The following is a 25081-nucleotide window of genomic DNA, read 5'->3' on the forward strand; positions in this document are numbered from 1 at the left end:
ATTTTCGGGACATATGGGATGTAAGATCAATAAAGAAGAACCCGAAGTCATCTGCCAATCCCTCAAGGATATTGTTGTAATTGGTAAAAATAGTTTGCAAATCTTCCTGTGGTGGAAGTAAATTTCCAAACCTTATATGCGCATAATTTCTCAGCACGGTTGTCATTTCCATAGCAAAGACTTGATCATCATTTATATTCCTTTATGAAAATCTTAAGTGAATAGTAGATTTAACAAGTATTTGTGTGTAGACGAGAAGAATGTCGAAAGAGCGATGTTCTTTTATATCTTTCTTCCACTCCAGATATAAATAACCTTGCCAAGGATGGTAATTTCCGGCTGTCTGTTCGGCTGTATTGTCTCCTTGCCATAAGCAGGGTTGTCGCTGATGAGTTCTATTGTGTCTTCTGAGAGCTTCCTGATTCTTTTAATAAGGATTGTATCTCCTCTGCGTAAAATATATATTCCCTCGGTTATGATCCTGGTGATACTCTTATCTACAATAAGGAGTGAATCATGTTTGATCGTTGGTTCCATAGAGTCTGATTCAGCACTGAGAATAAATAGATTGTCTGGGGTTGATCTGAGTTCTCTTCGCAACCAGTCTTTTCGGAACATTAGATCTGCGCCTATTTTATCGTTATTAACAAACTTTTCATGTCCGGCTGATGCTTTGATGTTGAATAGTGGAAGTTTGCAATAAATAGCGTTGTCCTGGTTTTCTCCGTCTGGATTTATTTCCGGTGGAATTTCGACTCTTTGAGGAAGTTCTTCGATAGGAAAACCATATTCAGATTGGAATCCTTTTTTAAATTTAATTGAAATATTACGCTTTCCACTGAGAATTTCAGATACATAACTGTTTGAAAGAGAAATTTTTTTCGCAAACTCGCATTTCTTTAAGTGCTGTTTTTTTATGAACTTATCAAGGTTTTTTAAAATATCCATGATTTATTACTAAAAAATACTTGATTATTTCGCTTAAATTCGCTAATATTCGCATGAAATATATATTTTTAATATTCAACTTAGAAAATAAATATTGCCATACGAAAAGTTTAATAAGGATAAAACCCACAGATTTACCTCTTATTTTATTTTAAAGCAGATTATAAATTTTTTCTCTTCAAATTCAATGTCTAAGTTTAATTATTGTCAGATTTGAGGATGAAGGATTTTTCGAAATTTTTCGAAATTACAGAAATTATGATCGATATCCGGTCTAGAGTAATGAGTAAAAGTCCTTACTGATAAATTCAAAGAAAGGGGGGGGGATGAGAAATAATGTAAATATTGGTTCAGACATGGGTAAGCTCATTTTAGAAGGTATGATGACTGTTTTTATAGTATTGATTTTTCTATTTATTGCTCAGAATTGGGTTTTGACAGATGATAATAAAATATCGTTTACACCCACTTGCAGACTGTCTGGCGATAAGCCAGGAATTAGCGAATCTGTACCATATAAACCCAAAAAGATTATAAACAACGATATTTTATGTGAAATTAGGTTTGACAACTAGTAATGATTATTGTCTAATAAGTTATGTAGTTTTTAATAAAATAGTTCAATAAAGTAGTTGTTAATTTTATTTGGTAATGAAATGGACACATCTGAAAATCTGATAGATAAGTTCAGGAGAAAAAGTTATAAAATAACTCCGCAACGTTTGGGAATATTTAAAATACTTGAGGGTAATCTGCATCATCCATCAGCAGAGGATATCTTTGAAAAAATTAAGAAAACATATCCAACCATCTCTTTTACCACCGTTTATAAGACTTTGGATATTCTGGAAAGAATGGGTGAGATTCTAAAGATTACAATCGATGATGAGAGAAAACATTATGACCCGAACACTGAAACTCACCATCATATTATCTGTTTGGAGTGCAATAAAATATCTGACGTTGATGCGGATAGTGTAAGCCCACAACTACCAGATGAAATATTGGAAGAGTTTACACCTGTTAGATACCACGTATCTTTCTATGGTACTTGTAAAAATTGTCTTAGCAGGCAATAGTATAATTATAATCAGCTGCCCATAGTTATATCGTTAAGACGCTTATTGAGTTTAAACAAAATGAGGGGTTTTCATGGATTTGGTTTTTAGGTCGCTTGCAGTTTCGTTACTATGTATATTTGGAATTTTCGTTCTACCGTTCAATGTTTTAGAGGACAAGGCATTTGCAGAGGTAGAAATCGGTGTAGATGTTGGAAACAAGGCTGCTCCGTTTAAACTGTTGACTGTAGATGGTAAGGAGATTGAGTTAGACTCTTTTGCGAAAGAGAAGGTTGCATTACTGGTTTTTGGTGCTACATGGTGTCCTGCATGCAGGCATGAAATACCTCTCCTTAATGAATACAACGTTGAGCTTAAAGATGATGGACTCAATGTGTTGGGTATTGATATTCAGGAAAGTGCTAAAAAGGTCAAATCTCTGATCAAGAAGAAGAAGATAAATTATCCGATGGTCCTTGATTCTAAAGCTGACGTGGCCAGGCTCTATAAGGTTGTTGGCATACCGTTGAATGTTGTTCTGAATAAAAGTGGTGTGATAGTGTACAGGGACAATAGTCCGCCGGACAAAAAGCTCCTTAAGAAATTGCTGAACGAATAGTCTTAAAACTCACCTGCTGAAGTAAAATCATCAATGTTGTTTACATCAATCCTGTGACCTGAGATCGTCTGGATTTTCACTTTATGCCCACTTTGAACTAATTGGTTAAGCATGTCCCGAATGTCCATCTTTTTAAACTCCGGTCTTTTCCGAAACTTCTGAATGAAAGCTCTTACTATTTCCAGTCCTTTCACTGTCAACTTCATCATTCCTGTCCACTCTCCATAGTATTCTGTTCCGGGCTTATCATAAATAATTTTTTCAAGGTAGTAGTTATCCTCGGGAAAGAATGATTTGCTCTCCATAGAACATGTATGAACAAAATCAGATTGATATTGTTTTTCAAGCGAAAATGCGGAATCCACTATGAGGACGATGTCTGACGGATCATCCAGCATAATGCTGAGAACGTATTTTTTAAAGAGTACATCTCCAAATAGAATAACCGATTCTCCGTGTGTAGTGTCAATAGCCTTGGTGAGGGAGGCCATCTCTCCTGTTGTTTCATAGTCGTCATTCGCGATAATATTTAAATTGGGAAGATTTATTGTCTCTCTTTTATATCCGGCTACCACCATAATATTCTTGATATGATGCTCGTTAAGATGTTCTACTGCACGTTCAAGGATACTCTTTTTCCCAATCTTGATCATAGTTTTGGGAATGGATTCCGTGAGCTTTCCCAGTTGATCTCCGCGAGTAGACGCAAGGATAATGGCGCTTCTCTGGTTTCCTGCTTTCGGGCTTAAGTAGTGTTCCTCTGCCATGGCTAATTCCTTGTCATCCTGAAGTCTAAAAATTTCTTTGACCGGAACAATGGAATCTTCGACACTGAGCAGGTTCTGCTCTTTGTAGATTTGCCTCGCAATCTCCTGCATTTTCAGAATAGAACCACGAAAAATATGATTTGCCCATATGGCCAGTGAAATATTGTATTTTCTAAATTCATCGGTAGGTGTCGTGTAATATTTGGTTGGAACAATTGCTATGGGAGCACGGTTTTCCCACTCTTTCATAAAATCAAAAATTTCACATGCATTAGATAATTTGCTATGTACCAGGATTGCATCTGCGCCTGCCTGGCGATACGCTTCCGCACGTTTCATGGCTTCTTTGAGTCCCCACCCCGCGATAAAAGCTTCCAGACGAGCTACAATTACAAAGTCATCATCCTTTTGAATATCCTTACCTGCCTTTATTTTTCCACAAAACTCATCAATACCGGCTAAAGCCTGGGCTCCTTCCCTCAGAAAACTATTGGTTTTTGGGAAGATTTTATCTTCTATACAGACTCCTGCTACATCTCTCTGCTCCAGTTTTCTGACAAGACGACGCATATTGTTAAAGTTGCCATATCCCGTATCACCATCCATGAGAATGGGAATTGTTGTGGCATCACTCATAAATTCTAAAACGTCTAAAACCTGTGTCCAACTCGCCTCGTTATTATCCCGAACGCCCAGAGAACCGGAGATTGAGAGACCGCTGCCCCAAATCCCCTTAAACCCCGCTTCTTCAACTATTTTTGCTGACATACCACTATGAGCTTCCATGAGAAACTCCAGTTCTGTGCTCAGTATCATCTGTTTCAGTTTAGTTGTTTTCTTCATATTACTATTCAATCATCTGTACTGTAAACCACCAGCTATCTGGCGGTATCACGATTAATTTTTATATTTCTGTCTATCTTCAGGTAAAACGGTTTTATTTCTTTAGAGCCTACGCATAAACTCAACTCGAATAAAACATGCATACTATTTATAGTATATTAATAATTTAACAGTGCTATATGCTGCACTGTATGTATCTTCATCCTTCTCTAGAATGGAGTTTATGCATAATTCTTGATATATTAAAGCAGATTGATAGCACTGCCTTCTCCGCATTTACGCCAGGTTTGCTTCTGAAAAAAATAGTCCTGCATTTTTGGCAGTGGTTAGAGTTCAAAGACTTTAACAAATATAAGAAGACTTATTTATTACAAATAATCTGAGTTGAGTAGTTCACACAACATCAACAAAGCAGTAATATAATGAGTCGATTTCTTAGATTATCGCATGCGTTATTGCATTGTCAATATCATATTCTTTAGACACCGAAATTTCATTTAAGGATTCTGACAAGTCTAAATTGCAAATGAAGTTTGGGGTAAGGAATGCAAAGAGTTTTCGGATGCTGGTTGTTCTCAAGTAGATAATTAAAAGAGATAGTAAGGATGTAAACTTTAATTCTGAGACCGCCTGTTTACAGGTGGATTTGTTATTCCGTTCTCAAGTTTCAATTACTTTGATAATTTTTCTCTTGATGTTTTTTTGTATATCGTATATAAATATAAACACTAATAGGTGTTCTAAGTAAAATAATATTGTGTTTCGGTATATTTGAAATAATGAAATAATAATTTTTTTCTTGACGCTTTCAATATATTGTATATAATGCTAAACGTTAATAAGTCTTCTAAACAAAACAATAATTATTAATCATAACATTGGTATAATTGAAATATGTGCGTTAGAATGATTAAACGAACTCAAAATTTTTTGTAAATATGAGAGAGGAGAATGAATGAATATTAAAACCAAGATTTTTACTTTATTATTACTCGGTTTGATTTGGACGAATGCATCCTTTGCTGGCTTTATTCAGCCGACGAGTTTGATATCCAATGCGGCGGGTTTTTATAATACTCCGTCCCTCCTGATAAGTGATGCGAGTGGAAACGGTGGTGTTAATTATTCTGCCCCAGGTCCTTCAAACGGAGGCGGAGGTACGTCATGGTGGACCACTGCAGATGGTTCATCCGGAGTGGTTTTGACGTTTGATTTCAGTGGGTCACAAAGCTTGGACAGACTATATTTATGGGATTACTATTTTCATACTCCGACTAATTGGAATTTGAGCTTATTTTCAGGTGCAGGCGGTACCGGAACAGAATTAATGGATTTTAACTTCTCCGTTGCTACAGGCGCATTTTTAACATCGACAAAGCACGAGCTAGATTTCGCTGATGTAAACGGGGCTTTATCAGGAACGCTGACGACACTAAATAATAGCGTACAAGGAGTTGGTCTTTCTGAACTAGGTTTTACCACCACCACAGCCTTACAGGATCTAGATATCACAGTCGTACCGGAACCTTCCACTTTTGTTCTCCTTGGGTTAGGTTTTGTTGGAATTATTGGCTTTGGATACCGACGTTATATGAAGACGCTTACTGCTGCGAGTTTTAAGTCTTAAATCTCCATGGGATCAACCTTGTAAGTCTGAGCTTAGTGCAGAAAAAGTTGGTTCAAAATATTTTGATTCAGATGAGATAATCCTGAACTGGTATAAAGAAGATTGTATAAATATTGTCAAAACCTACGACATTTCAGGCGGTGTCACAATTTAATCTGTTTTTCTGTCTATATTTAAGTAAAATTGCTTCTTCTTTAGCTTTGGATTATTGCTGTGCTATAATTCAATTAATATTTTTTTACTTTCACTCAGAAGCGTCCGGTTAGGTTTTTGCGCATTACAAATTAATGCTACAAAACTGTTATTCCCGGATGCTTCTGAATTGCGCTATTTAATTCCATAATCTCTGTATTAGTGCTTGCTTTACCACCAAGGTTGTCATTCATGATATGTTAGAGCTGGTTGGAAATGCTACTATCTCTAAATTTGTGTTAAGTTTGCCTCTGCACACTATTTCTTCAACTCTTCCATCAATACCCTTTATACTTTCTACTATTTGTCTTCCGTCTACATTTTATTGATATTCGTATATTTTCTTCATTAAATCCAAATTTATAAATACGTAACACATTGTCTACATACTTCTATTAATGCATTTTTGTTAGATTACGTCTAAAATTTGGTATCGTTTTATGATCAGGCTTCATGATTCCATTAACGTGTATTCATATTTATATTTGTGCCGTTCTCATAATTCATTTAAATGCATTATACTAATCTAATCTAGAGAACAGTTAGATAAGACAAACATAATTTTGATCCAGCCCGATAGCTGGTGGTCGTTGATTTTCTTATTGTTATTACTTTATTTCACAGGTAGAATGAATCGTCATAGTACAGGAATTTCATAATATATAATACAATGGAAGAAAATGGGTTTTCGCTTATTGAACTGAATGATTAAGGTTGTCCTTAACTCTAGCCACACAGCATTTTCGAAGTTGTTTCTTTAAGAGAACCTTCCGATTTGGTTGTTCAAATAGTTGAGAATGGAGCAAAAGTATGCATATCCACAGTCAATTAATAACATTGGCTTTTTTGAGGATTTCTTCGATGGAGAAGAAAAGGCGGTTGTGATTTTTTGGCAAGTAGAAAATCATAAATTGAAGTTTATTGACCTCATTTCTCCGGACAAAAGATGGAGAGAATTTGCAGAGATATTGGACGAGTTTGTGTAGCAACCACATGTTACGATATAGAGGGAATTAATGTCGAAAGGACTAATTAGTGATAGATTATCACATACATACAAGTCGATGCGGCCATGCGGATGGAAAAATGATCGATTATGTCAAGAAGGCAATAGAATGCGGTATAGATGAAATAGGTTTTAACGACCATTTGCCTCTTAACGGTGATAGCGGTAAGGTATTGGGACTGGCAATGGGGCTTGAAGAACTTCCTGGTTATGTAAAAGAGGTCAAGCAATTGCGTAAGTTATTCCCTCAGATCAGAATTAAGCTGGGAGTGGAAGCTGACTATACTCCGGAGTCTGTATCTTATACCAGAGAGCTTTTAAATAAGTATAATTTTGATTATGTAGTGGGTTCAGTGCACTATATTGGAGAGTGGGCTTTCGATCATCCGGGAGAACGTGAGAAATGGGATAGTAAGGATGTCGACCTGGTTTATAAGGATTATTTTGAATTATTACGTAAATCCGCCAGGACTTCACTGTTTGATATTATCGGACATTGTGACCTCGTAAAGAAATTTGGAGATCGTCCAAATAACGAAATTTCACAGGATTTAGAAGATACAGCGAAGGTTTTTAAAGAGTGTGGAGTTGCTATAGAAATTAATACTTCCGGTCTGAGAAAACCTGTGAGTGAAATATATCCATCTTGCGACATACTTAATGTCTATCAAAAATATGATATTCCAATTGTTTTCGGTTCTGATGCTCATACTCCTGATGATGTTGGTAGAGATTTTGATAAGGCAATGTTACTTGCGGAACAGGCCGGTTATAAGGAATTTGTTACGTTTGATAATAGAAAAAAACAGTGTCACAGGTTGGATTTTAGTAAACCAATCTGTTGTTAACAACGCCTTGAAAGTTTTGAATGGTTAGACCGCGTGAATTCAGGCTGAATAGCTTATCTACGAGTGGGAAATTATTATGTACCTTTTTTCTGGTTTGTGTGGGAATAGGTTTTGTCTTTTCTCAGTTAAATCTTTTTCTTACTTACAATAAGGTTGATGGAAAAAGTGGATTTTCGCTTCAGGATTTAGTTCTCACTTATTACGGTCAACCTGACGTATTACTTGTCGAGTCGAAACTCAATGGTACAATGAGGGAACATCTTGAGAATAATTACGAAAGGAATAGCCTGATTAACTGGGCAAAGGGGGGCGCTGGAAAAGAGAAATTGAATGAAGTTAAGAGTATCGTAATAAAAAAATGTTTGCGGTGTCATACTGCTGGTGGGGATGCAGCGTTTGCGCCGTTTGATAATTTGTCAACCGTCAGTGATATTTTTACAAGAATTAACAGAGGAATCTCAATATCCAGGCTTATAACGCTAAGTCATATCCATATAATCAGCATAGGTGTTATTTTCGCGTTGAGTGGAGTGATTTTTTTGTTTACTCCGATTAACGAGAAACTTAAAATGGTATTGTTAATCTTTCCTTTTGGTTCCTTGTTGATGGATATGTTCTCCTGGTGGTTAACAAAATTAATGCCGGTTTTTGCAATTACCGTATTTATTGGAGGTGTTTTTACGGTAATTGGTTTTTTTATACAGTTTGTGATTTCTTTACTAACGATGTGGAAGTCTTCTGAAGAGCTTGGTTGAATGATTGATTCAGCAGGTTGTGGTGGACTGCTAATAATAGTTAAACCCTCCATTTTTTTTGTTGAAAGGAGTTTGATTTATGTCTGATGATATGAACGGGCCATATAGTGAAAAAGTGATGGACCATTTTATGGAACCCAGGAATATGGGAGATATAAAGGATGCGGATGCAGTTGGTACCGTGGGTAATCCTGCTTGTGGTGATGTGATGAGGTTGTATATAAAAGTTGAGGACGATAAAATAAAAGAAGCTAAGTTTAAAACGTTTGGTTGTGGTGCTGCGATTGCAACAAGCAGTATGGCTACCGAGATGATTAAAGATAAATCATTAACAGAAGCCTCAAACGTCACAAACGAAGCTGTAGCTGAGGCACTGGATGGCCTGCCACCAAATAAGATGCACTGTTCTGTCCTTGCCCAGGAAGCAATTGAGGCTGCGATTAAGAACTACAAGGAAAAAAAGTAGTAAACATGGTAAATAAACGTCTGTCTGTCGGAGAACAGGCAGGCGTTTGTACATTTATATGGCGGATGTTGAAGCCTGGCCTTGTCAGTGCTAATCTCTATATTGCTTTTCTTATTTTGCTGATAAGGTTATGAGAAAAAGATGATATTTCTTCTTAAAAAAATACTTTCACCTTTTTTACTTCCCATACCTTTCTGTCTTACTTTAGCCTTTGTCGGTCTGTTTTTTGTTTTGTTTACGAAACGGCAAAGATCCGGTAAGTTTATGGTTGCTTTTGGATTATGTACTCTTGCTATTCTCAGTTATAATCCGATACCAAATTTTTTTGTTTCGTTTCTGGAAAATCGACACCATACTTATTCACCCGATTCTATTTTAGAGAATGCGACACCGAAGCGCCATCCTGTTAAATATGTTGTTGTGCTTGCAGGCGGTATTGAAACGGATGTTACACTTCCGATAACCAGTCTATTATCTGATTCGACGTTGATACGGGTAGTGGAGGGTGTTCTGATCTATCGGGCCAATCCGCAAAGCAAACTTGTCCTCTCCGGCGGTAGTGGTAGTGAGTCTTGCCCTGAAGCGTTAGGCATGGCCAATCTTGCAAAATCTCTTGGGGTCAATCAAAATGACATTGTGATTGAATCTGATTCCAGAGATACAAAAGATCAAGCTCGTTTAATAAAAAAAATTGTTGGTCATAAACCGTTTATCTTAGTAACTTCTGCGCATCATATGCCTCGGTCTATGGCACTGTTTAGGAAGCAGAAAATGGACCCTATCGCCGCCCCAGCCAATTATGTAGTTACAAAAGGAAAGATAGGGATTAATTCATTTCTACCGGGTTCCGGAGCATTACGTAAATCAGAGATAGCTATCCATGAATATTTAGGGCTTGTGTGGGCAAAGTTGAGGGGGCAGATTTGAGATTATACCTTAGTTGTTTCGAAAAAAAGTTACCAGGCTCTTTTTGGCTTACATTTTCTGAAGTGATGATGTAAGGTGTAGAGAATACAAGTCTTACTTCATTCCATAATTTTTGGAAACAAACTTCGGGTTGTTTAATTACGACTATTCAACTTTTTGTACAAAGAGACCTCTCTCTTTGCCTGAAGGAGCATTCCTTTTTCTCTGTATACTACCCCTAGATTGTAATGAACATCCGGCAGGCTCGGATTCGACTCAATTACTTTTTTATATTCAAGAATAGCATCATCGTACATTCGCCTTTTACTGTAAACTATACCAAGGTTGTAATGTGCAGCTTCATCATCCGGATTTAATTCTATTGTTTTCTTGAACGATTCAATTGCGTTGTCATACATTTTTTTCTTATTATAAGCAATGCCAATATTAAAGTATGCTTCCGAGTATTCAGGATTAATCTTGAAAGCTTTTTTGTATTGTGCAATTGCCTGAGTGAGCATTACTTTTTTCACATAAGTAGTACCGAGATTATTATACGCCTCAGCATATTCTGGGTTATTTTCAATCGCCATTTTATACTGTTCTATGGCTTCGTTGAACATGTTTTTACTGTGATACGCTACTCCTCTATTATTATATGCCTCTGCGTAATCCGGATTTAGGTCCAGGGCTGCTTTATAAAATGCTATTGCCTTGTCTGGGTTGTCTTGCTTAAAAAACACTATCCCGAGGTTATTGTATGCTTCGTCATAATCCGGTTTGAATTTAATGGCTTTATTGTAGTAGTTAACAGCATCTTCCAATTCTCCATTGTCATCACATAAAACGCCTAAATTGTTATATGCCTCTGCATAGGAAGGGTTTGTTTCTAAAGCTTTTTTATGCGCATGAACAGCTTCAGAGTGGTTCCCTCTTATTCTGCAAATAATACCAAGTGCATTCCATGCTTCAGGAAAGTCAGGATTGATTTCAAGGGCTTTTTTATAAGCGGTGTATGCTTCATTAGGGTTATTATCTGCCTTGTAAGCATTACCAAGGTTATAGTGACAAATTACATTATCAGGGTTCAGTGTTAAAACCTTATTAAACAGTGAAATGGCTTTTCCATGTTTTCCAATACGGTTGTAAGAACTGCCCAATTCGTGTAAGGCTTCTACATGCTTATTCCTGATTTTCAGAGCACTCTTGAATGTCGTAATCGCATCTTCAAAAAGCTCCTTTTTAGAATAAGCAAGCCCCAGGTTGTAATAAATATCCGCATTGTCTTTCTTTGTCTCTAATGCTTCTGTATACTCTGTAATCGAATCATCGTATCTCTCTTCCTTAAAGTACAGAAGACCCATATTGTAATGTGCTTTATAGTTATCAGGGTCAATTTCGATGATGGCCTTGAAGTTGGAGGCCGCTTCTTTATTATCTCCGTCCTTTGTGTAAATGAGACCGAGATTATAAAGTGAAGGGACATGTTGTTGATCGGCTTTAAGGGCTTTAACATATATCCTCTTAGCTTCTGCAATATTTCCTTCTTCTTCGTAACAACATCCTAGATTGTAGTATGCATTTACATCAGAGGTATCAGCGCTGATGACCTTTTTGAACTCGAAAATTGCTTTATCAATTAATCCTTTTTTTCTATAAAGGACACCAAGATGGAATGTTGCATCAAAATGTCTGGCATTAAGTTCAATTACTTTGTTGTAAGTAGTAATTGCTTCGTCTGTTTCTTCAATATGATCATATGATAAACCAAGATTATAGTAAATTGCTTCATCATTAGGATTAAATGTTAAGGCTTTTTTAAATTCAGGAATAGCTGATGCAAAATCCTGTTTTTTATTATGCGCTAGTCCAATACAAAAGTATGGAGTGTGGTCCTTTGGCTTATTATTGACTACTGTACGTAATACTGAAATAGCTTTGTTATACATTCCAGTCCTGTAATAAGCGATACCAAGATTATGTTTGGTATTTGAATTGTTTTTGTCCAGCTCTATTACTGTTTCCCATTGTTTAATTGCATCATCAATCCTGCCATTGTAAAAGTCGATAAGTCCAATTTCATAATATCCTTCCAGTGCGGTAGGGATACCTGCTTTTGTCAGTCTCTCAATCTTTGCCTTAAGTTTATTAATCTTTATTTTAGACCGTTGAGATATTTTTGGTTGTTTTCTGTCTAGTTGTAACAGAGATGGGATGTTAGCGCCTTTTCGTTCCATTTTCAGCATCTCTTCAAGGTCCCTTTTCTGTTCCTTCAAAAGGTTTCTTCCTTCTTCGTACATGTGGTTTACAATGTTTAATTGTGCCTTCAGGTCATCTATTTGTGTACTTTTTTCTTTTAATTTTACCTCTAGAGTTTCTCTTTGATAAAAATACCATGAGAATATTTCTTTAATAAAATTAATAGATTTAAAGAAGAAATTATCTCTGATCAGTTGAGAGGAATTCTTGTCTTTTTTTGTGAGAAAATCATCCATACTATTGTTTTTCCTTTATTGCTGATTGAGCAGATGATAAACGTGCGATTGGTACCCTGAAAGGTGAGCAACTGACATAGTCCATACCGTTTCTATTACAAAACTGTATTGATGAGGGTTCTCCTCCATGTTCTCCGCAAATTCCTATCTTAAGGTCCGGTTTGGTTTGTCGTCCTTTCTTGATGCCGGTTGTAACTAACTGTCCTACTCCATCCTGGTCTAGGACCTGAAAAGGATCTTTCTCCAATAGCCCGCGTTCGGTGTACTGTGGTACAAAAGAGCCAACATCGTCACGGCTATATCCAAATGTCATTTGTGTTAGATCGTTAGTACCAAATGAGAAAAATTCCGCGTATTTAGCTATGCGATCTGCGGTTAAAGCGGCCCTTGGTATCTCAATCATCGTGCCGATCTTGTAGTTTATCTTTGCGCCTTTTTCTGTCAACACTTTCTCCGCTATGATTTTAATATCGTTTTTAAGCACTTTCATTTCTTCATCCGTGCCAACAAGAGGGACCATGATCTCTGGAAATACTTTAATATTTTGCTTTTTTACAGCACATGCTGCCTGGATTATTGCCTTTACCTGCATTTCATAAATGTCCGGGTAGGTAATCCCGAGACGGCAACCTCTCAATCCCAGCATGGGGTTCGTTTCATGAAGACTGTCAACCCTGTCTTTTACTTCTTTAGGATTCATTCCCATTTTTTTTGCAAGTTCGATTTGTAAATGTTTTTCGTTTGGCAGAAATTCGTGTAGTGGCGGATCGAGAAGCCGAATAGTTACAGGAAAGCCGTTCATGACCTTGAAAATTTTTGTAAAATCGCTTCTCTGCATGGGTAATAACTTATTCAACGCACCTTTATATAGTCTTTGTGACTCTTTAAGCTTGGATTGAATATTATTTTTTTTGTTGTTCAGTGAAGAGAGTTTTTTCTTTGGTGCTTTATTAAGCTCTGCTTTTGCCTCATTAACTGAAATTTTCAGTTTGGTAACGTTTCCAGCTGTTAGTATCATCTGTCTGACATAATCAATCCGGTCTTCGCCAAAAAACATGTGTTCCGTGCGGCATAGACCTATTCCCTCTGCACCAAAATCCCTGGCCCTTTGAGCGTCTTCTGGCGTATCGGCATTTGTCCTTACCTTTAGCCTGCGGAATTCATCTGTCCATTTCATCAGTTTTCCAAAGTCCCCACAGAGTGTCGGTTCTACTGTGGGTACTTGTCCCAGAATGACTTCGCCACGTGTACCGTCCAGAGAGATGTAGTCGCCTTTTTTAATGGTTTTTTCGCCTACGGTAAATTCCTCTTTTTCATAATCTACTTGAATGCCGCCACATCCTGCAACACAGCATGTTCCCATCCCTCTGGCAACTACTGCGGCGTGTGAGGTCATGCCTCCTTTGGTTGTAAGTATTCCCTGTGCTACATGCATTCCTCCAATGTCTTCCGGTGATGTCTCTATTCGCACTAGGATGATCTTTTCATTCTTTGCCGCCAGCTTTTCGGCTTCATCCGCGTGGAATGTTACTTTGCCTGAAGCCGCTCCGGGCGATGCCGGCAGACCTGATGCGATAACATTTCTTTTTGCTTTTGGATTAAACGTTGGGTGAAGTAGCTGGTCCAGTTGGTTTGGTTCTATCCTGTTGATGGCAGTTTTTTTGTCGATAAGTTTTTCTTTTACCATATCAACTGCGATTTTTACCGCTGCCTGAGTGGTTCTCTTACCATTTCGAGTCTGGAGCATAAACAACTTTCCTTCTTGTATCGTAAACTCTATATCCTGTAAGTCTTTGTAGTGCTTTTCCAATTTGTTTTTTATATTTACCAATTTCTTGTATGCTATAGGTAATTCTTTTGCCAGATCGCTTATTGGTTCCGGAGTTCGTATACCTGCAACAACGTCTTCACCCTGCGCGTTCAGCAGGAACTCTCCATAAAATTTGTTCTCTCCGTTAGATGGGTTTCTGGTAAAGCACACGCCTGTCGCAGAATTGTTACCGGTGTTGCCGAAAACCATAGCCTGTATATTTACGGCTGTTCCTAATAAACCGCTGATATCATATATTTTTCTGTATTTTACAGCTCTTGGATTATTCCAGGAATCAAAGACCGCAATAATAGCTTTACGTAGTTGTTCTTTAGGATCTAAGGGAAAATCAGAGCCGGTCCTTTTTTTGTATATCGCTATGAAATCTTTACAGATATTCTTTAATTGTTCTGCGTTCAAATCCGTATCATTTTCCACTTTTGCCTTTTTTTTGTGTCGGGCAATTATTTCCTCAAAATCATGGTGTTTCATACCCATGACAACATTGCCAAACATATTTATAAACCTTCTGTACGCGTCCCTTGGAAATCTTTCGTTATTGGTTTTATTGATAAGTCCCTGTATGGAATCAGGGTTCAAACCCAGGTTTAGAACTGTGTCCATCATTCCTGGCATTGAAGCCGCGGCACCGCTTCTTACCGATACTAATAAAGGGTTATTTGGATCTCCTAATTTAGCGCCCATTTCACGTTCAAGGCGGGTCAGGTTTTTATCAATTTCAGATTGAAGTCCTGTAGGGAATTTTTTGTTTTGTCTATTGTACTCATCACACGCTTCAGTTGTAATTGTAAATCCAGGAGGAACAGGGAAACCTAGATTTGCCATCTCAGCAAGGTTTGCGCCCTTACCACCTAAAAGGTCCTTCATTCTGGCATTACCATCAGCTTTGTTGTTACCAAAAAAATAAATATATTTCTTTTTCATAGTTTTTACCTTTTTTTAGTTAATTACAATACCGATTCTTACCCGGAATTGTGAACACAATCCTGCTTTGGCAGAATTACTATTCTAGAATCAATAGTATTTCAATACAATATAGCTTAACATCGTTTCAGCCATAAAACATTATTTAGTATTTTATACGGTGAGATGGGGGATTTGATACTATCAAACATGTTTATCTCTAGCAAGTAAAATTATTACGCTTATTGTTTTGACATAATAAGGCTGTTCTGGTAGCATTTTTTCTTTGTTTTTTTAAATATACTCAAGTATTACACATTAAAGTTAAAATAGCAAATATTCAATAAGTTATATATACTTTTAGATACTATATTTATTTTATGTATAAACGCCTGAAATAAGATAAAAAGATCAACAATTGAAGGGAGTGTAAATGGCAAAGATAAGAACTGCTTTGATAAGTGTTTCTGACAAGACTGGAATCATAGATCTGGCTAAGGGTCTGGCAGACCTTGGTGTTAAGATTATGTCGACAGGTGGAACCGCAAAATCTATCAGGGAAAGCGGTGTTTCGGTTACGGATGTATCTGAATATACGGGTTTTCCAGAGATCATGAATGGCAGGGTAAAGACGCTGCATCCAAAGATCCATGGCGGCTTGCTTGCTGTCAGGGACAACGAAAGTCACATGAAACAGATAGAGGATTTAGGGATTGGCACAATAGATCTTGTAGTTGTTAATCTATATCCGTTTGAGAAGACTATCAGCAAAGAAAATGTGTCTCAGGAAGAAGCTGTTGAAAATATCGATATTGGCGGTCCATCTATGATAAGGTCTGCAGCGAAGAATTTCAAACACGTTGCAATTGTAGTAAACCCTGATCGTTATGACGCTTTATTAGATGAACTCAGAGAAGAAGAGTGTGATCTCACATATAAGACCCGTTATGAACTGGTTACCGAGGCATTCAAACATACCAGCCAGTATGACAAGGTAATATTTGATTATTTCAACAGGGATAATAAAGAAGCTTATCCGGAAACACTAAGTAGAGTATTGGATAAAAAGCAGGATTTAAGATATGGCGAAAATCCACACCAGACAGCAGCATTTTATGTTGATAAAAACGTTGATGTGCCTTGTATCTCAAATGCTCAACAGTTACATGGTAAGGCTTTGTCTTTTAATAACATATTGGATACCGATGTTGCCATTGAAATCGTTAAGGAATTTGAAAAACCATCCGCTGTATTAATAAAACACGCTAATCCTTGTGGTGTAGCATGCGCAGAAGACCTGAAAGACGCTTTTGCAAATGCTTACCGTTCAGATCCAGTTTCGGCTTTTGGATGCATATTGAGTTTAAACAGGACGGTTGACGAAAAGACGGCTGAGGCCATTACAGAGCCAGGTCATTTTGTTGAGGTGATTGCGGCGCCGGGTTTCGAAGATAAGGCGATTGAGATTTTGACTACAAAGCGTGGTTGGGGAAAGGACCTTCGATTATTGAAATTGGACTCGCTTGGCGATTTATCCGTAAAGAAGGGAATAACTGATTTCAGGGGTGTTGTGGGCGGTTTATTGGTTCAGGATAAAGATATGAACTCCGGAGATAAAGATCAGTTGAAGGTGGTTACAAAAAAAGCTCCATCAGAAGATGATATAGATGAGTTGCTGTTTGCGTGGAAGGTTTGCAAGCATGTTAAATCCAATGCAATCGTTTTTACAAAAGACAAGATGGTTGTTGGTGTGGGTGCGGGCCAGATGAGCCGCGTTGACTCTACAAATATCGCGATAAGTAAATCTGGTGGCAGGACTGCCGGGACAGCCATGGCTTCTGACGCCTTTTTCCCTTTCAGGGATTGTATCGACATTGCGGCTAAGGCTGGAATTACTGCTATAATACAACCTGGTGGATCAAAAAAGGATCAGGAATCGATAGACGCGGCAAATGAACATGGAATTGCAATGGTATTTACCGGTGAGAGGCACTTTAAACACTAAATACAAGAATCTACACTAAACATAATAGATAACTTTTTTTACAAATTGACGACTAATATCCGACAGTAGAACAGTCAGACATACGAAATTATGGCAGTTCTAATGCTACTGTTACCGCTTCATTTTTTATCAAGCACTTAACATCATTATTATTCCAGAAAGGAGTATTATATTCATGATACAAAAAAATAACACTTTTAATTGTTTACTTGGAGTTGCCCTCCTGGTAGTGTTTTTCCTGACAGGGTGTGCGACAACTACGGTGCAGGAAACATCTCTTTCTTCAACAGAAGCGTTGAAAACAGCATCATCTCCTTCTAAAAGAATATCCGGTACGGGTCTGACAGAAATTACCGATACAAACAAAATTCCTGATTTTAAAGATGATTATGGCAAAATAGAATTACTTTACGCAGTAGACAATAGCAGGTTATATTTTGAAAAAGTCAAGTCATATCCTGGCACCTTTAAATCTATAGGTTTTACCCCTGAAAAACAGGTAGAGACCTTAAAGCTTTTCAGGGATGGATATGTTAGTAGCAAGAGCCCGCAGGAGTTGACAGAATTTATTGCAAAAAATTTCAGGATCTTTCAGGCAACAGGAAAGGAACATGGAGGTGAAGTCCATTTTAAAGGTTATGGATTTCCAATTTCAGACAAAAATGTTACAAATCGTACAAGTCTTGCATATGATTGGAATACTGCAGTCTATTTTGGTTCATTAGGCTTACATGTCACTCCAATGCGTAGTATTGCAACCGATGATAAGGTTTTGCCTCCTGGCGGACTCGCCTTTGTGGTAATAGAAGGGTCGACAAACCTCAATCAGGATAAAAGGCAATCGGGAAAATCATTTTTTGTCTTGGCAAATGATTCAAGGAGTACTGCCAAAACGGCTGACAGGGCAGATATTTTCTTTGGGATAGGCAAAAATGCTATCCAAAAGGCGGAGAATTTTAATACCACCGGAAAGCTCTATTACCTTCTAAAACGGTAAGTTAATGAATTTGCCCGTACCCGTTCCCACACTTTAATGTGGGGACGGGTATTGAGGTGTTTTGTTGCATGTTGCATTTTGACTGATTGATAATAGCACTTACTATTTATTTAATGTCTATCATATGAGAGAAATTATAAAAATTTTTCAGGTACTCGGACTATATGACACTTGAACTTACATATTGTATGTGATAACATTAAGCTCTTTATTTCTCATATTTAAATCGAATGCTTATGTTTTAAACATTAGAAAATAATGATAAACAACTGTGAGACGGTTTGTGTATAAACACTTTACTAATTGTCACCGTCTTTCATTTTTTTATTTATTTAGTGTGTGGTTTGATATAATAAAAAAATATAAGAGAAGCCCTTAAAACGATCTAAGGATAGTGTAGACAACGGCTTCCTGAAAATCAACAAGTAAATCAGAAGGATTCTTAGATATAAGATTATGAAGAGTACTAATTGGTGGAAATATCTACTTGCAGTTCTCGTTGTGGGTGCGTCAGGTGTTATATTTATGGGGTTCAGTACATATAAAGACGCTCCTCCAAAACCTGATTATATTTCACCTGAAGGTGTGGAAATTGTTCAAAAGTCTGCTGTCGAACGTGGACAACTGGTCTTCCAGAAATACGCATTGATGGAGTACGGAAGCATGTTTGGAGATGGTGCTGCCCGTGGACCGGACTTTACTGCCGAAGCGCTCCACCGTATAGCGGTTGATATGAATAATTATTACGGCAGGCAGGTTACAGATGGAAATCTGAGCGAGTTGTCTCAAATAGAAAAAGATGGTATTTCTGTTCAAGTCAGGCGAGAGCTCAAAGAAAACCGCTACGACATGGAGAGAAATATTGTAGTCCTTACTGAGGGATATGCGTACGCGGCAGAACAGCTGGTCGATTACTATAGACTCAAATTTAAGGGAAATCACAAGGAGGCTTTTAAGCCGGCAGGTTATATTACAGACGATTCAGAACTAAATGATCTTTCTGCGTTCTTCTTCTGGGGCGCCTGGGTTTGCGCGGCAGAGAGACCAGGTGGCGAGTCCAGCTATACACATAACTGGCCTTTTGATGAATATGCCGGGAATGTTCCAACACCGTCAGTAATATTGTGGAGTGTTATTGGGATGCTGTTTCTGATTTTCGGTCTGGGTGCCGTCCTCTGTACTTACAGCTATTATTCCAAAGCTTCGCAGTTACAGGTGAAAGAAAATCCTGTTAACAACAAAAGCGTTGAAGCTTCTATTCCAACGGCCACTCAACGTGCAGCTTACAAGTTTTTTGTAGTTGCGGTTGCACTGCTTTTCATCCAGATCGTGGCTGGTGTCCTGACGATTCACGATTTCGTTGGATTTACAACTTTTTTTGGCTACAATATTTCTGAATTTCTACAGATAACTATTACCAGAAGCTGGCATGTACAGTTATCTATTCTGTGGATAGCAACCTGCTGGATAGCCGGTTCCATATTCCTTCTTCCCGGAATACACCGCCAGGAGCCAAACCGTCAGGTTCTCCTTATCAATGTACTCTTCGGCTTACTTGTATCAGTGGTTGTAGGTATGTTAGTAGGCTGTTTTCTGGGGCCGAAGAACCTTCTTGGTGACAATTGGAGACTGTTTGGCAATCAGGGCTGGGAATTTGTTGAACTTGGGAAGGTATGGCAGATTGTTCTCTTTGCAGCGCTCATTATGTGGGCAGTCATTATTTACCGAGGGGTAAAACCGGCTTTGAAGGGACAATCCGCATTCTCTCTGCCGTATTGGATTCTCTACTCTGTTGTAGCTATTACTATTCTATTCCTGTCAAGCTTTGTGGGCGGGAAGAATACAAATTTCGTTATTGCAGATTTCTGGCGCTGGTGCGTCATTCACATGTGGGCAGAGTGCTTTTTTGAGGTTTTTACTACAATAGTTATTGCCTGCTACATGGTATTCATGGGTCTGGTTTCCCGACAGGGTGCTACCAGGGTAATTTACCTGGCAACGCTACTGTTTCTGGGTTCCGGTCTTCTTGGTATATCCCATAACTTTTATTGGAATGCGAAACCAGCAGCTCTCATGGCAATTGGCAGTGTCTTCTCAACCCTCCAGGTCATCCCTCTTGTACTATTGACGCTTGAAGTATGGAAATTTGTTCGGATTCCGGGATATTCTATTAGACGATCAGAAGATTCAGCCGTTACAGGCTCCTCCTTTGGATTCTCAGAGGCATTTCTTTTCCTCATTGCCGTAAATTTCTGGAACTTTTTCGGTGCCGGTGTGTTTGGTTTGATTATAAACCTTCCGATAATAAATTACTACGAGCATGGTACCTATCTAACAGTCAATCATGGCCACGCTGCTTTGATGGGTGTTTACGGTAATCTTTCGATAGCTGCTGTACTGTTTTGCAGTAGACATGTCATTACTTCCAGGCGCTGGAATGTAAGGCTGCTGCGTTCGACCTTCTGGGCAATAAATGTGGGACTTTTACTGATGGTGCTGATGGATACCTTTCCCGCCGGAGTGTTGCAATTCAGGTCGGTTGTAGAAAATGGCTACTGGGTAGCTCGCTCACAGGAATTTATTCTTGGCGGTGCCTTTCAGGTGTTGACCTGGATGCGTGCGGTAGGCGGTGTGCTCTTTTTTGCCGGAGTGATACCGTTACTCTATTTCATGGTATCACGACTGAACTCGCTCAAAGCTGCTGCAACAACACAGAAATCAGAAGAGCCGGTCCTTATTACAGAAGAGCTACCGGAGCGTGATGTGCAGGTAGCTTAATTGGCCAAAGCCACGACCAGGTTAGATTCTTCATTCATCTTCCCCGCCAGGGCTGCATTCAGAATTACAAGTCAGTATGTAATTCTGAGGAAGGAACAATGTAAGCTCAGCTTTGCCGAACAATCTCAACGTCTCCAACGCTAGTTAAAAGTGACTAAATCTGACCGGATACTGCTGAGTTCACTTCTGACGTAAGGCGTTTTTAACCGGGGACTTTTTGATTTAATACTAATTTAGTGAAGAGGAAAAAATTTATCAGTTGGTTGCATAAACATGGTGTCTGCGTTGTTATAGAAGGAAGAAGGCATACAATTTTTGGTAAAGGAAAGTTAAAAACAGAAATTCCAAGGCATAATGAAATTGTAGATTTACTTGCTTCAAAGATATGCAAAGATCTTGAAATTCAGGATTGGAGGAATAAATGAAGTATAGAGCCATTATACAGGAAAAAAACAATTGGTGGGTTGGTTGGTAGGTAGATATTCCCGGTGTAAATGCACAGGAAAAGATACGTGTGAAACTGTTAGAGTCACTTCGTATCGGAATCGAAGATATGCTTCAGACTGAGTGTGTGGTTCCGGAAGGAGCCCATCTGGAAACGATAGAAGTCTAATCATAAAATAACGATTTGATCGACCCTTTTGAACCTCTGCCTGCCGTTTACCAGGCAGGCTGAAAGGAGTTAATTTAGATGGAGTGGAAAATTATAGGTATAATTGCGGCAGTATGTACAACCTCTGGCTTTATACCTCAGATAATTAGAGGAATGCGTACAAAGAGATTGGATGATATCTCGCCTGTAATGTACATGCTCCTGATTCTCGGACTTTCATTGTGGTTGTCCTATGGCATACACATTGATGACATGATAATTATTACGGCTAATGCGGCAGGGTTAGCATTCAGTCTTTTTATTGTGTTTTTACGTTTTAAATATATCAGGCGAAGATAACTCTGCTTTTTCAGATACCAACAGGGACTTAAAGTTGATTTTCTCATTCCAACAAGCAATAAGAAATCGAATCTGCTTGAATTTAAGGCTTCTCGTACTAAATGGCTTATCCAATAAAGCGATTAAAAAAATATATTTCCAACTATTCAGTAAAGAGTTTTTTAGTTCATTTACCATAAAAAGAGTAGGAGAATACTACATCCCTTGTTAAAGGTGTCAAAGCAATACCGAGTAATCTCCCGGGTCAGAATTATAAAATATCTTTGATTATATAATTTGATCTGTGGTGTTTCAATGTTGATAACACTTCGATTCCGCTCAGTGCGACGTGATCCTGAGCAGAGTCGAAGGATGATTTTTCAACAATGGCGAACTGATTTGTTAATAAGTTGAAAACGCAATATTATTGATAATATCTATAAATACTTTCCGAATATAAGACTCAACCTCTCCTTTACTTCGTCCGGAATATTTTCCTTACGCGTTACAATGGCATTGCTTGACGCATTTACACATCCGCAATTCCTTTCACCTTCAATTGTTGGAATAGCATGTTTTATTATGGCCTTTGCCGTATCAACATTTTTCATGATATTCTGAAGGACGATTTCTGCCGTGACATCTTCCTCACCTTCATGCCAGCAATCATAATCAGTGGAAAGTGCGAGTGTGCTATAGCAGATTTCAGCTTCACGGGCCAGTCTGGCTTCCTGAAGGTTTGTCATTCCGATAACACTTACGTCCCATTGGCGGTAGGTAAGTGATTCTGCTCTCGTAGAGAATTGGGGACCTTCTATACATATGTAAGTTCCTCCTTTGTGTACGGTCGCTCCTGCGCTGTTTGCTGCTTTGTGGAGTGTATTTGCCAGGACTGAACAGATAGGGTCCGCAAGACTTACATGGCCAACGATCCCTTCACCGAAAAAGGAGCCGATCCTGCCTTGTGTACGATCAATGAACTGGTCAGGAATCACTATGTCCAAAGGTTTTATCTCTTCTTTCATACTTCCTACCGCACTGACGGCAATTATCCTTTCGACTCCAAGCTTCTTCATGCCATAGATATTAGCACGAAAATTCAACTCAGATGGTAATATACTATGGGTTTTTCCATGTCGCGGGAGGAAGACAACGCTTTTGCCCTCCAGTTTTCCTGTAATAAATTGATCAGATGGGTCTCCAAAAGGTGTTTCTACTTTTACGTTTTCAACATCAGATATTCCTTCGATATTATACAAGCCACTTCCACCAATTATTCCTATTCTTCCGTTAGTCATATTTATATCCTTAATATACACTTTACTATTAAAAACGTGTTATTCTAACGATGCATCCTGTACCGTCAAGAACTATTTTAAACGTATAGAAATTTAAAAAAACACGAAAGAACACAAAAAATGCTTTTTGCTTGGCTTTGTAATCAGAGTTTATTTATACACAGCCTGTTTCTGAGAAATACTGTATGGACATATTGCGATCAGAACGGCAACCGATTCAAAAAAGCAGTAAAGATTACTATGAAAATTAAAAAATGTAATTTGAAGGAAGAAAGTATTATCGCACTGTATATTGTGCTCACACAATCACAAATAAGATGTTTATTAACAATATGTTCTGGTTTTAAGCATTTCAACGTAATCAATGTTCGGAAATTTACAGATTTTCTCCCGCATGCTTCCGGGTTTTATCCTGGTATTCTGGTGGCATGGTCAACTCGTTTGTCTGAGTAATGAACGTAGCATATTGATATTACGGATAAATAACATTTGGCCATGCAACTCAGGTGTGATTTTTTATTAAAGATTTTTTTGACCTGACCTACCGCGTATTAGTCCTCCATTCTCGATCCACAAGGACCAATGTTATTATTCTTTTATCTGCTAATCATTATTGACAGTAAAACACATTATATTATATAATTACTGCCAGCGTTTTTATACTTATACAGAATTACCCGAATCAAAAATTAGAAAGTTTCTGGGATATTCAACACGGGAGAAATAAGGGTGGCTAAAAGTAAGAAGTCTGAGGGTTTTGAGGATGTCCAATATATAAAAGAGAAATTTGAGAATATAAAGAAGGAGATTGGAAAAGTTATTGTAGGTCAGGATGATATGATCGAGGCAATTATTATTGCACTCTTTTCTGATGGTCATATTCTACTGGAAGGTTATCCGGGCCTTGGGAAAACGATGACTATTAAGACACTGTCAAGGACGATTGATGCAAAATTCCAGAGGGTACAATTTACACCGGATTTGATACCAAGTGATATTACAGGGTTTGAGCTATGCGATCCTGAAACAAGGAAAAGTGCGGTCCAGAAAGGGCCGGTATTTACTAATTTATTATTAGCAGATGAAATCAACAGAGCACCCGCGAAAGTCCAGAGTGCTTTACTGGAAAGTATGCAGGAAAAACAGGTAACTATAGGTAGAGAGACGTTTGAGTTGGAAAAGTTATTTGTTGTGCTTGCAACTCAAAATCCGTTGGAGATATCCGGTACGTATCTCCTGCCGGAAGCTGAGGTTGACAGGTTTATGTTTAAGATAAGGGTGTCGTACCCTTCTTATGATGAAGAGAGAGAAATTACGGAGAGACAGATTGGCGGCGAAGAACCTGAGTTGAACACGGTTTTGCGCCCTGATGAAATTATAACGTTGAGACATTTCATGGCTGAAATGATCCCATTGTATAAAGAATCGGAAATCGTGAAATATTCGACACGCATTGTAAGAGAGACAAGGCCGAACTCTGATGCAGACGAATTCATAAGCAATATGGTCATGTATGGTGCTTCGCCTCGCGCTTCTATTTACCTGGCAAAAGCGGCACGTGTGTGTGCCTTCCTTTCAGGGAGCAATATGGTCCTTCCGGAACATATCCATAAGATGGCATATCCTGTTTTAAGGCACAGGATCATATTAACACATGAGGCAGAGGCTCAAGGAAGTGATCCGGACGATATAATAAACAATATATTGAAAAAAGTGCCCATTCTGGAAACAGATACTTCTCATTAGTCTCTGTTGCGTAAAGCAATTTTTATAGGGTTCGTTTTCCAAACAAACTTTATGATTTGCTT

At 38.2% G+C, this 25081-nt stretch carries 20 protein-coding genes; 15 read left to right on the forward strand and 5 right to left on the reverse strand.

Annotation, left to right across the window (positions count from 1 at the left end; genetic code table 11):
• Positions 1 to 282 precede the first annotated feature (282 nt).
• Complete coding sequence (locus SCALIN_RS20180) at positions 283 to 948, reverse strand: LexA family transcriptional regulator (protein WP_096896242.1); 666 nt, start codon at positions 946 to 948, stop codon at positions 283 to 285.
• A gap of 326 nt (positions 949 to 1274) precedes the next feature.
• On the opposite strand from SCALIN_RS20180, the gene SCALIN_RS20185 reads away from it, so the two are divergent.
• The 3 genes from SCALIN_RS20185 to SCALIN_RS20195 all read left to right on the forward strand — a co-directional run bounded on the left by SCALIN_RS20185 (position 1275) and on the right by SCALIN_RS20195 (position 2625).
• The gene (locus tag SCALIN_RS20185) at positions 1275 to 1523 is read left to right on the forward strand and encodes a hypothetical protein (protein ID WP_096896243.1); all 249 of its coding nucleotides are present in this window, start codon (positions 1275 to 1277) and stop codon (positions 1521 to 1523) included.
• An 81-nt stretch (positions 1524 to 1604) separates the two neighbouring features.
• Positions 1605 to 2027 (forward strand): Fur family transcriptional regulator, encoded by a 423-nt coding sequence (locus SCALIN_RS20190; RefSeq protein WP_096896386.1) that lies wholly within the window; start codon positions 1605 to 1607, stop codon positions 2025 to 2027.
• Positions 2028 to 2100: 73 nt separating this feature from the next.
• Positions 2101 to 2625: a TlpA family protein disulfide reductase gene (locus SCALIN_RS20195; RefSeq protein WP_096896244.1), complete on the forward strand. Its 525-nt coding sequence runs from the start codon at positions 2101 to 2103 to the stop codon at positions 2623 to 2625.
• Positions 2626 to 2627: 2 nt separating this feature from the next.
• Here the strand turns inward: SCALIN_RS20195 and aepX are convergent, their stop codons facing one another.
• Positions 2628 to 4235 carry a phosphoenolpyruvate mutase gene (gene aepX, locus SCALIN_RS20200; protein WP_096896245.1) on the reverse strand — a complete coding sequence of 536 codons (1608 nt, stop codon included), beginning with the start codon at positions 4233 to 4235 and terminating at the stop codon, positions 2628 to 2630.
• Between the two features lie 955 nt (positions 4236 to 5190).
• On the opposite strand from aepX, the gene SCALIN_RS20205 reads away from it, so the two are divergent.
• The 6 genes from SCALIN_RS20205 (at position 5191) to SCALIN_RS20230 (ending at position 10056) form a co-directional block, all read left to right on the forward strand.
• Complete coding sequence (locus tag SCALIN_RS20205) at positions 5191 to 5862, forward strand: PEP-CTERM sorting domain-containing protein (protein WP_096896246.1); 672 nt, start codon at positions 5191 to 5193, stop codon at positions 5860 to 5862.
• Positions 5863 to 6851: 989 nt separating this feature from the next.
• Positions 6852 to 7040, forward strand: a complete 189-nt coding sequence (locus tag SCALIN_RS20210) for a hypothetical protein (protein WP_096896247.1) — start codon at positions 6852 to 6854, stop codon at positions 7038 to 7040.
• A gap of 49 nt (positions 7041 to 7089) precedes the next feature.
• The gene (gene hisJ / locus SCALIN_RS20215) at positions 7090 to 7908 is read left to right on the forward strand and encodes a histidinol-phosphatase HisJ (protein WP_096896248.1); all 819 of its coding nucleotides are present in this window, start codon (positions 7090 to 7092) and stop codon (positions 7906 to 7908) included.
• 20 nt (positions 7909 to 7928) lie between these two features.
• The gene (locus SCALIN_RS20220) at positions 7929 to 8663 is read left to right on the forward strand and encodes a hypothetical protein (RefSeq protein ID WP_096896249.1); all 735 of its coding nucleotides are present in this window, start codon (positions 7929 to 7931) and stop codon (positions 8661 to 8663) included.
• Positions 8664 to 8754: 91 nt separating this feature from the next.
• A complete protein-coding gene (nifU, locus tag SCALIN_RS20225) occupies positions 8755 to 9129 on the forward strand; it encodes a Fe-S cluster assembly scaffold protein NifU (protein WP_096896387.1) in 375 nt (124 codons plus the stop codon).
• Positions 9130 to 9270: 141 nt separating this feature from the next.
• On the forward strand, positions 9271 to 10056 hold the full coding sequence (locus SCALIN_RS20230) for an ElyC/SanA/YdcF family protein (RefSeq protein ID WP_096896250.1): 786 nt from the start codon (positions 9271 to 9273) through the stop codon (positions 10054 to 10056).
• A 134-nt stretch (positions 10057 to 10190) separates the two neighbouring features.
• Here SCALIN_RS20230 and SCALIN_RS20235 read toward each other — a convergent pair whose 3' ends face one another.
• Positions 10191 to 12530 (reverse strand): tetratricopeptide repeat protein, encoded by a 2340-nt coding sequence (locus tag SCALIN_RS20235; RefSeq protein WP_096896251.1) that lies wholly within the window; start codon positions 12528 to 12530, stop codon positions 10191 to 10193.
• A gap of 1 nt (position 12531) precedes the next feature.
• Positions 12532 to 15285, reverse strand: coding sequence for a pyruvate, phosphate dikinase (ppdK, locus tag SCALIN_RS20240; RefSeq protein ID WP_096896252.1), 2754 nt, complete (start codon positions 15283 to 15285; stop codon positions 12532 to 12534).
• 412 nt (positions 15286 to 15697) lie between these two features.
• Here ppdK and purH point away from each other — a divergent pair, with 412 nt between their 5' ends.
• From purH to SCALIN_RS20270, 5 genes are all read left to right on the forward strand, one after another.
• A complete protein-coding gene (gene purH / locus SCALIN_RS20245; RefSeq protein WP_096896253.1) occupies positions 15698 to 17269 on the forward strand; it encodes a bifunctional phosphoribosylaminoimidazolecarboxamide formyltransferase/IMP cyclohydrolase in 1572 nt (523 codons plus the stop codon).
• A gap of 175 nt (positions 17270 to 17444) precedes the next feature.
• On the forward strand, positions 17445 to 18266 hold the full coding sequence (locus SCALIN_RS20250) for a 3D domain-containing protein (protein WP_096896254.1): 822 nt from the start codon (positions 17445 to 17447) through the stop codon (positions 18264 to 18266).
• Between the two features lie 456 nt (positions 18267 to 18722).
• Positions 18723 to 21044 (forward strand): nitric-oxide reductase large subunit, encoded by a 2322-nt coding sequence (locus SCALIN_RS20255; protein ID WP_096896255.1) that lies wholly within the window; start codon positions 18723 to 18725, stop codon positions 21042 to 21044.
• Between the two features lie 236 nt (positions 21045 to 21280).
• Entirely contained in the window at positions 21281 to 21469 is a 189-nt protein-coding gene (locus tag SCALIN_RS20260; RefSeq protein ID WP_096896256.1) for an addiction module toxin, HicA family, read from the forward strand.
• A 266-nt stretch (positions 21470 to 21735) separates the two neighbouring features.
• Positions 21736 to 21996 carry a SemiSWEET family sugar transporter gene (locus SCALIN_RS20270; protein ID WP_203415595.1) on the forward strand — a complete coding sequence of 87 codons (261 nt, stop codon included), beginning with the start codon at positions 21736 to 21738 and terminating at the stop codon, positions 21994 to 21996.
• Positions 21997 to 22412: 416 nt separating this feature from the next.
• Here SCALIN_RS20270 and mtnP read toward each other — a convergent pair whose 3' ends face one another.
• Positions 22413 to 23273: an S-methyl-5'-thioadenosine phosphorylase gene (gene mtnP / locus SCALIN_RS20275; protein ID WP_096896257.1), complete on the reverse strand. Its 861-nt coding sequence runs from the start codon at positions 23271 to 23273 to the stop codon at positions 22413 to 22415.
• Positions 23274 to 24002: 729 nt separating this feature from the next.
• On the opposite strand from mtnP, the gene SCALIN_RS20285 reads away from it, so the two are divergent.
• A complete protein-coding gene (locus SCALIN_RS20285) occupies positions 24003 to 25019 on the forward strand; it encodes an AAA family ATPase (protein ID WP_230406670.1) in 1017 nt (338 codons plus the stop codon).
• The last annotated feature ends 62 nt before the right edge of the window (positions 25020 to 25081 follow it).

It is taken from the genome of Candidatus Scalindua japonica (genome assembly GCF_002443295.1).
In the GTDB taxonomy this organism is placed as follows: domain Bacteria; phylum Planctomycetota; class Brocadiia; order Brocadiales; family Scalinduaceae; genus Scalindua; species Scalindua japonica.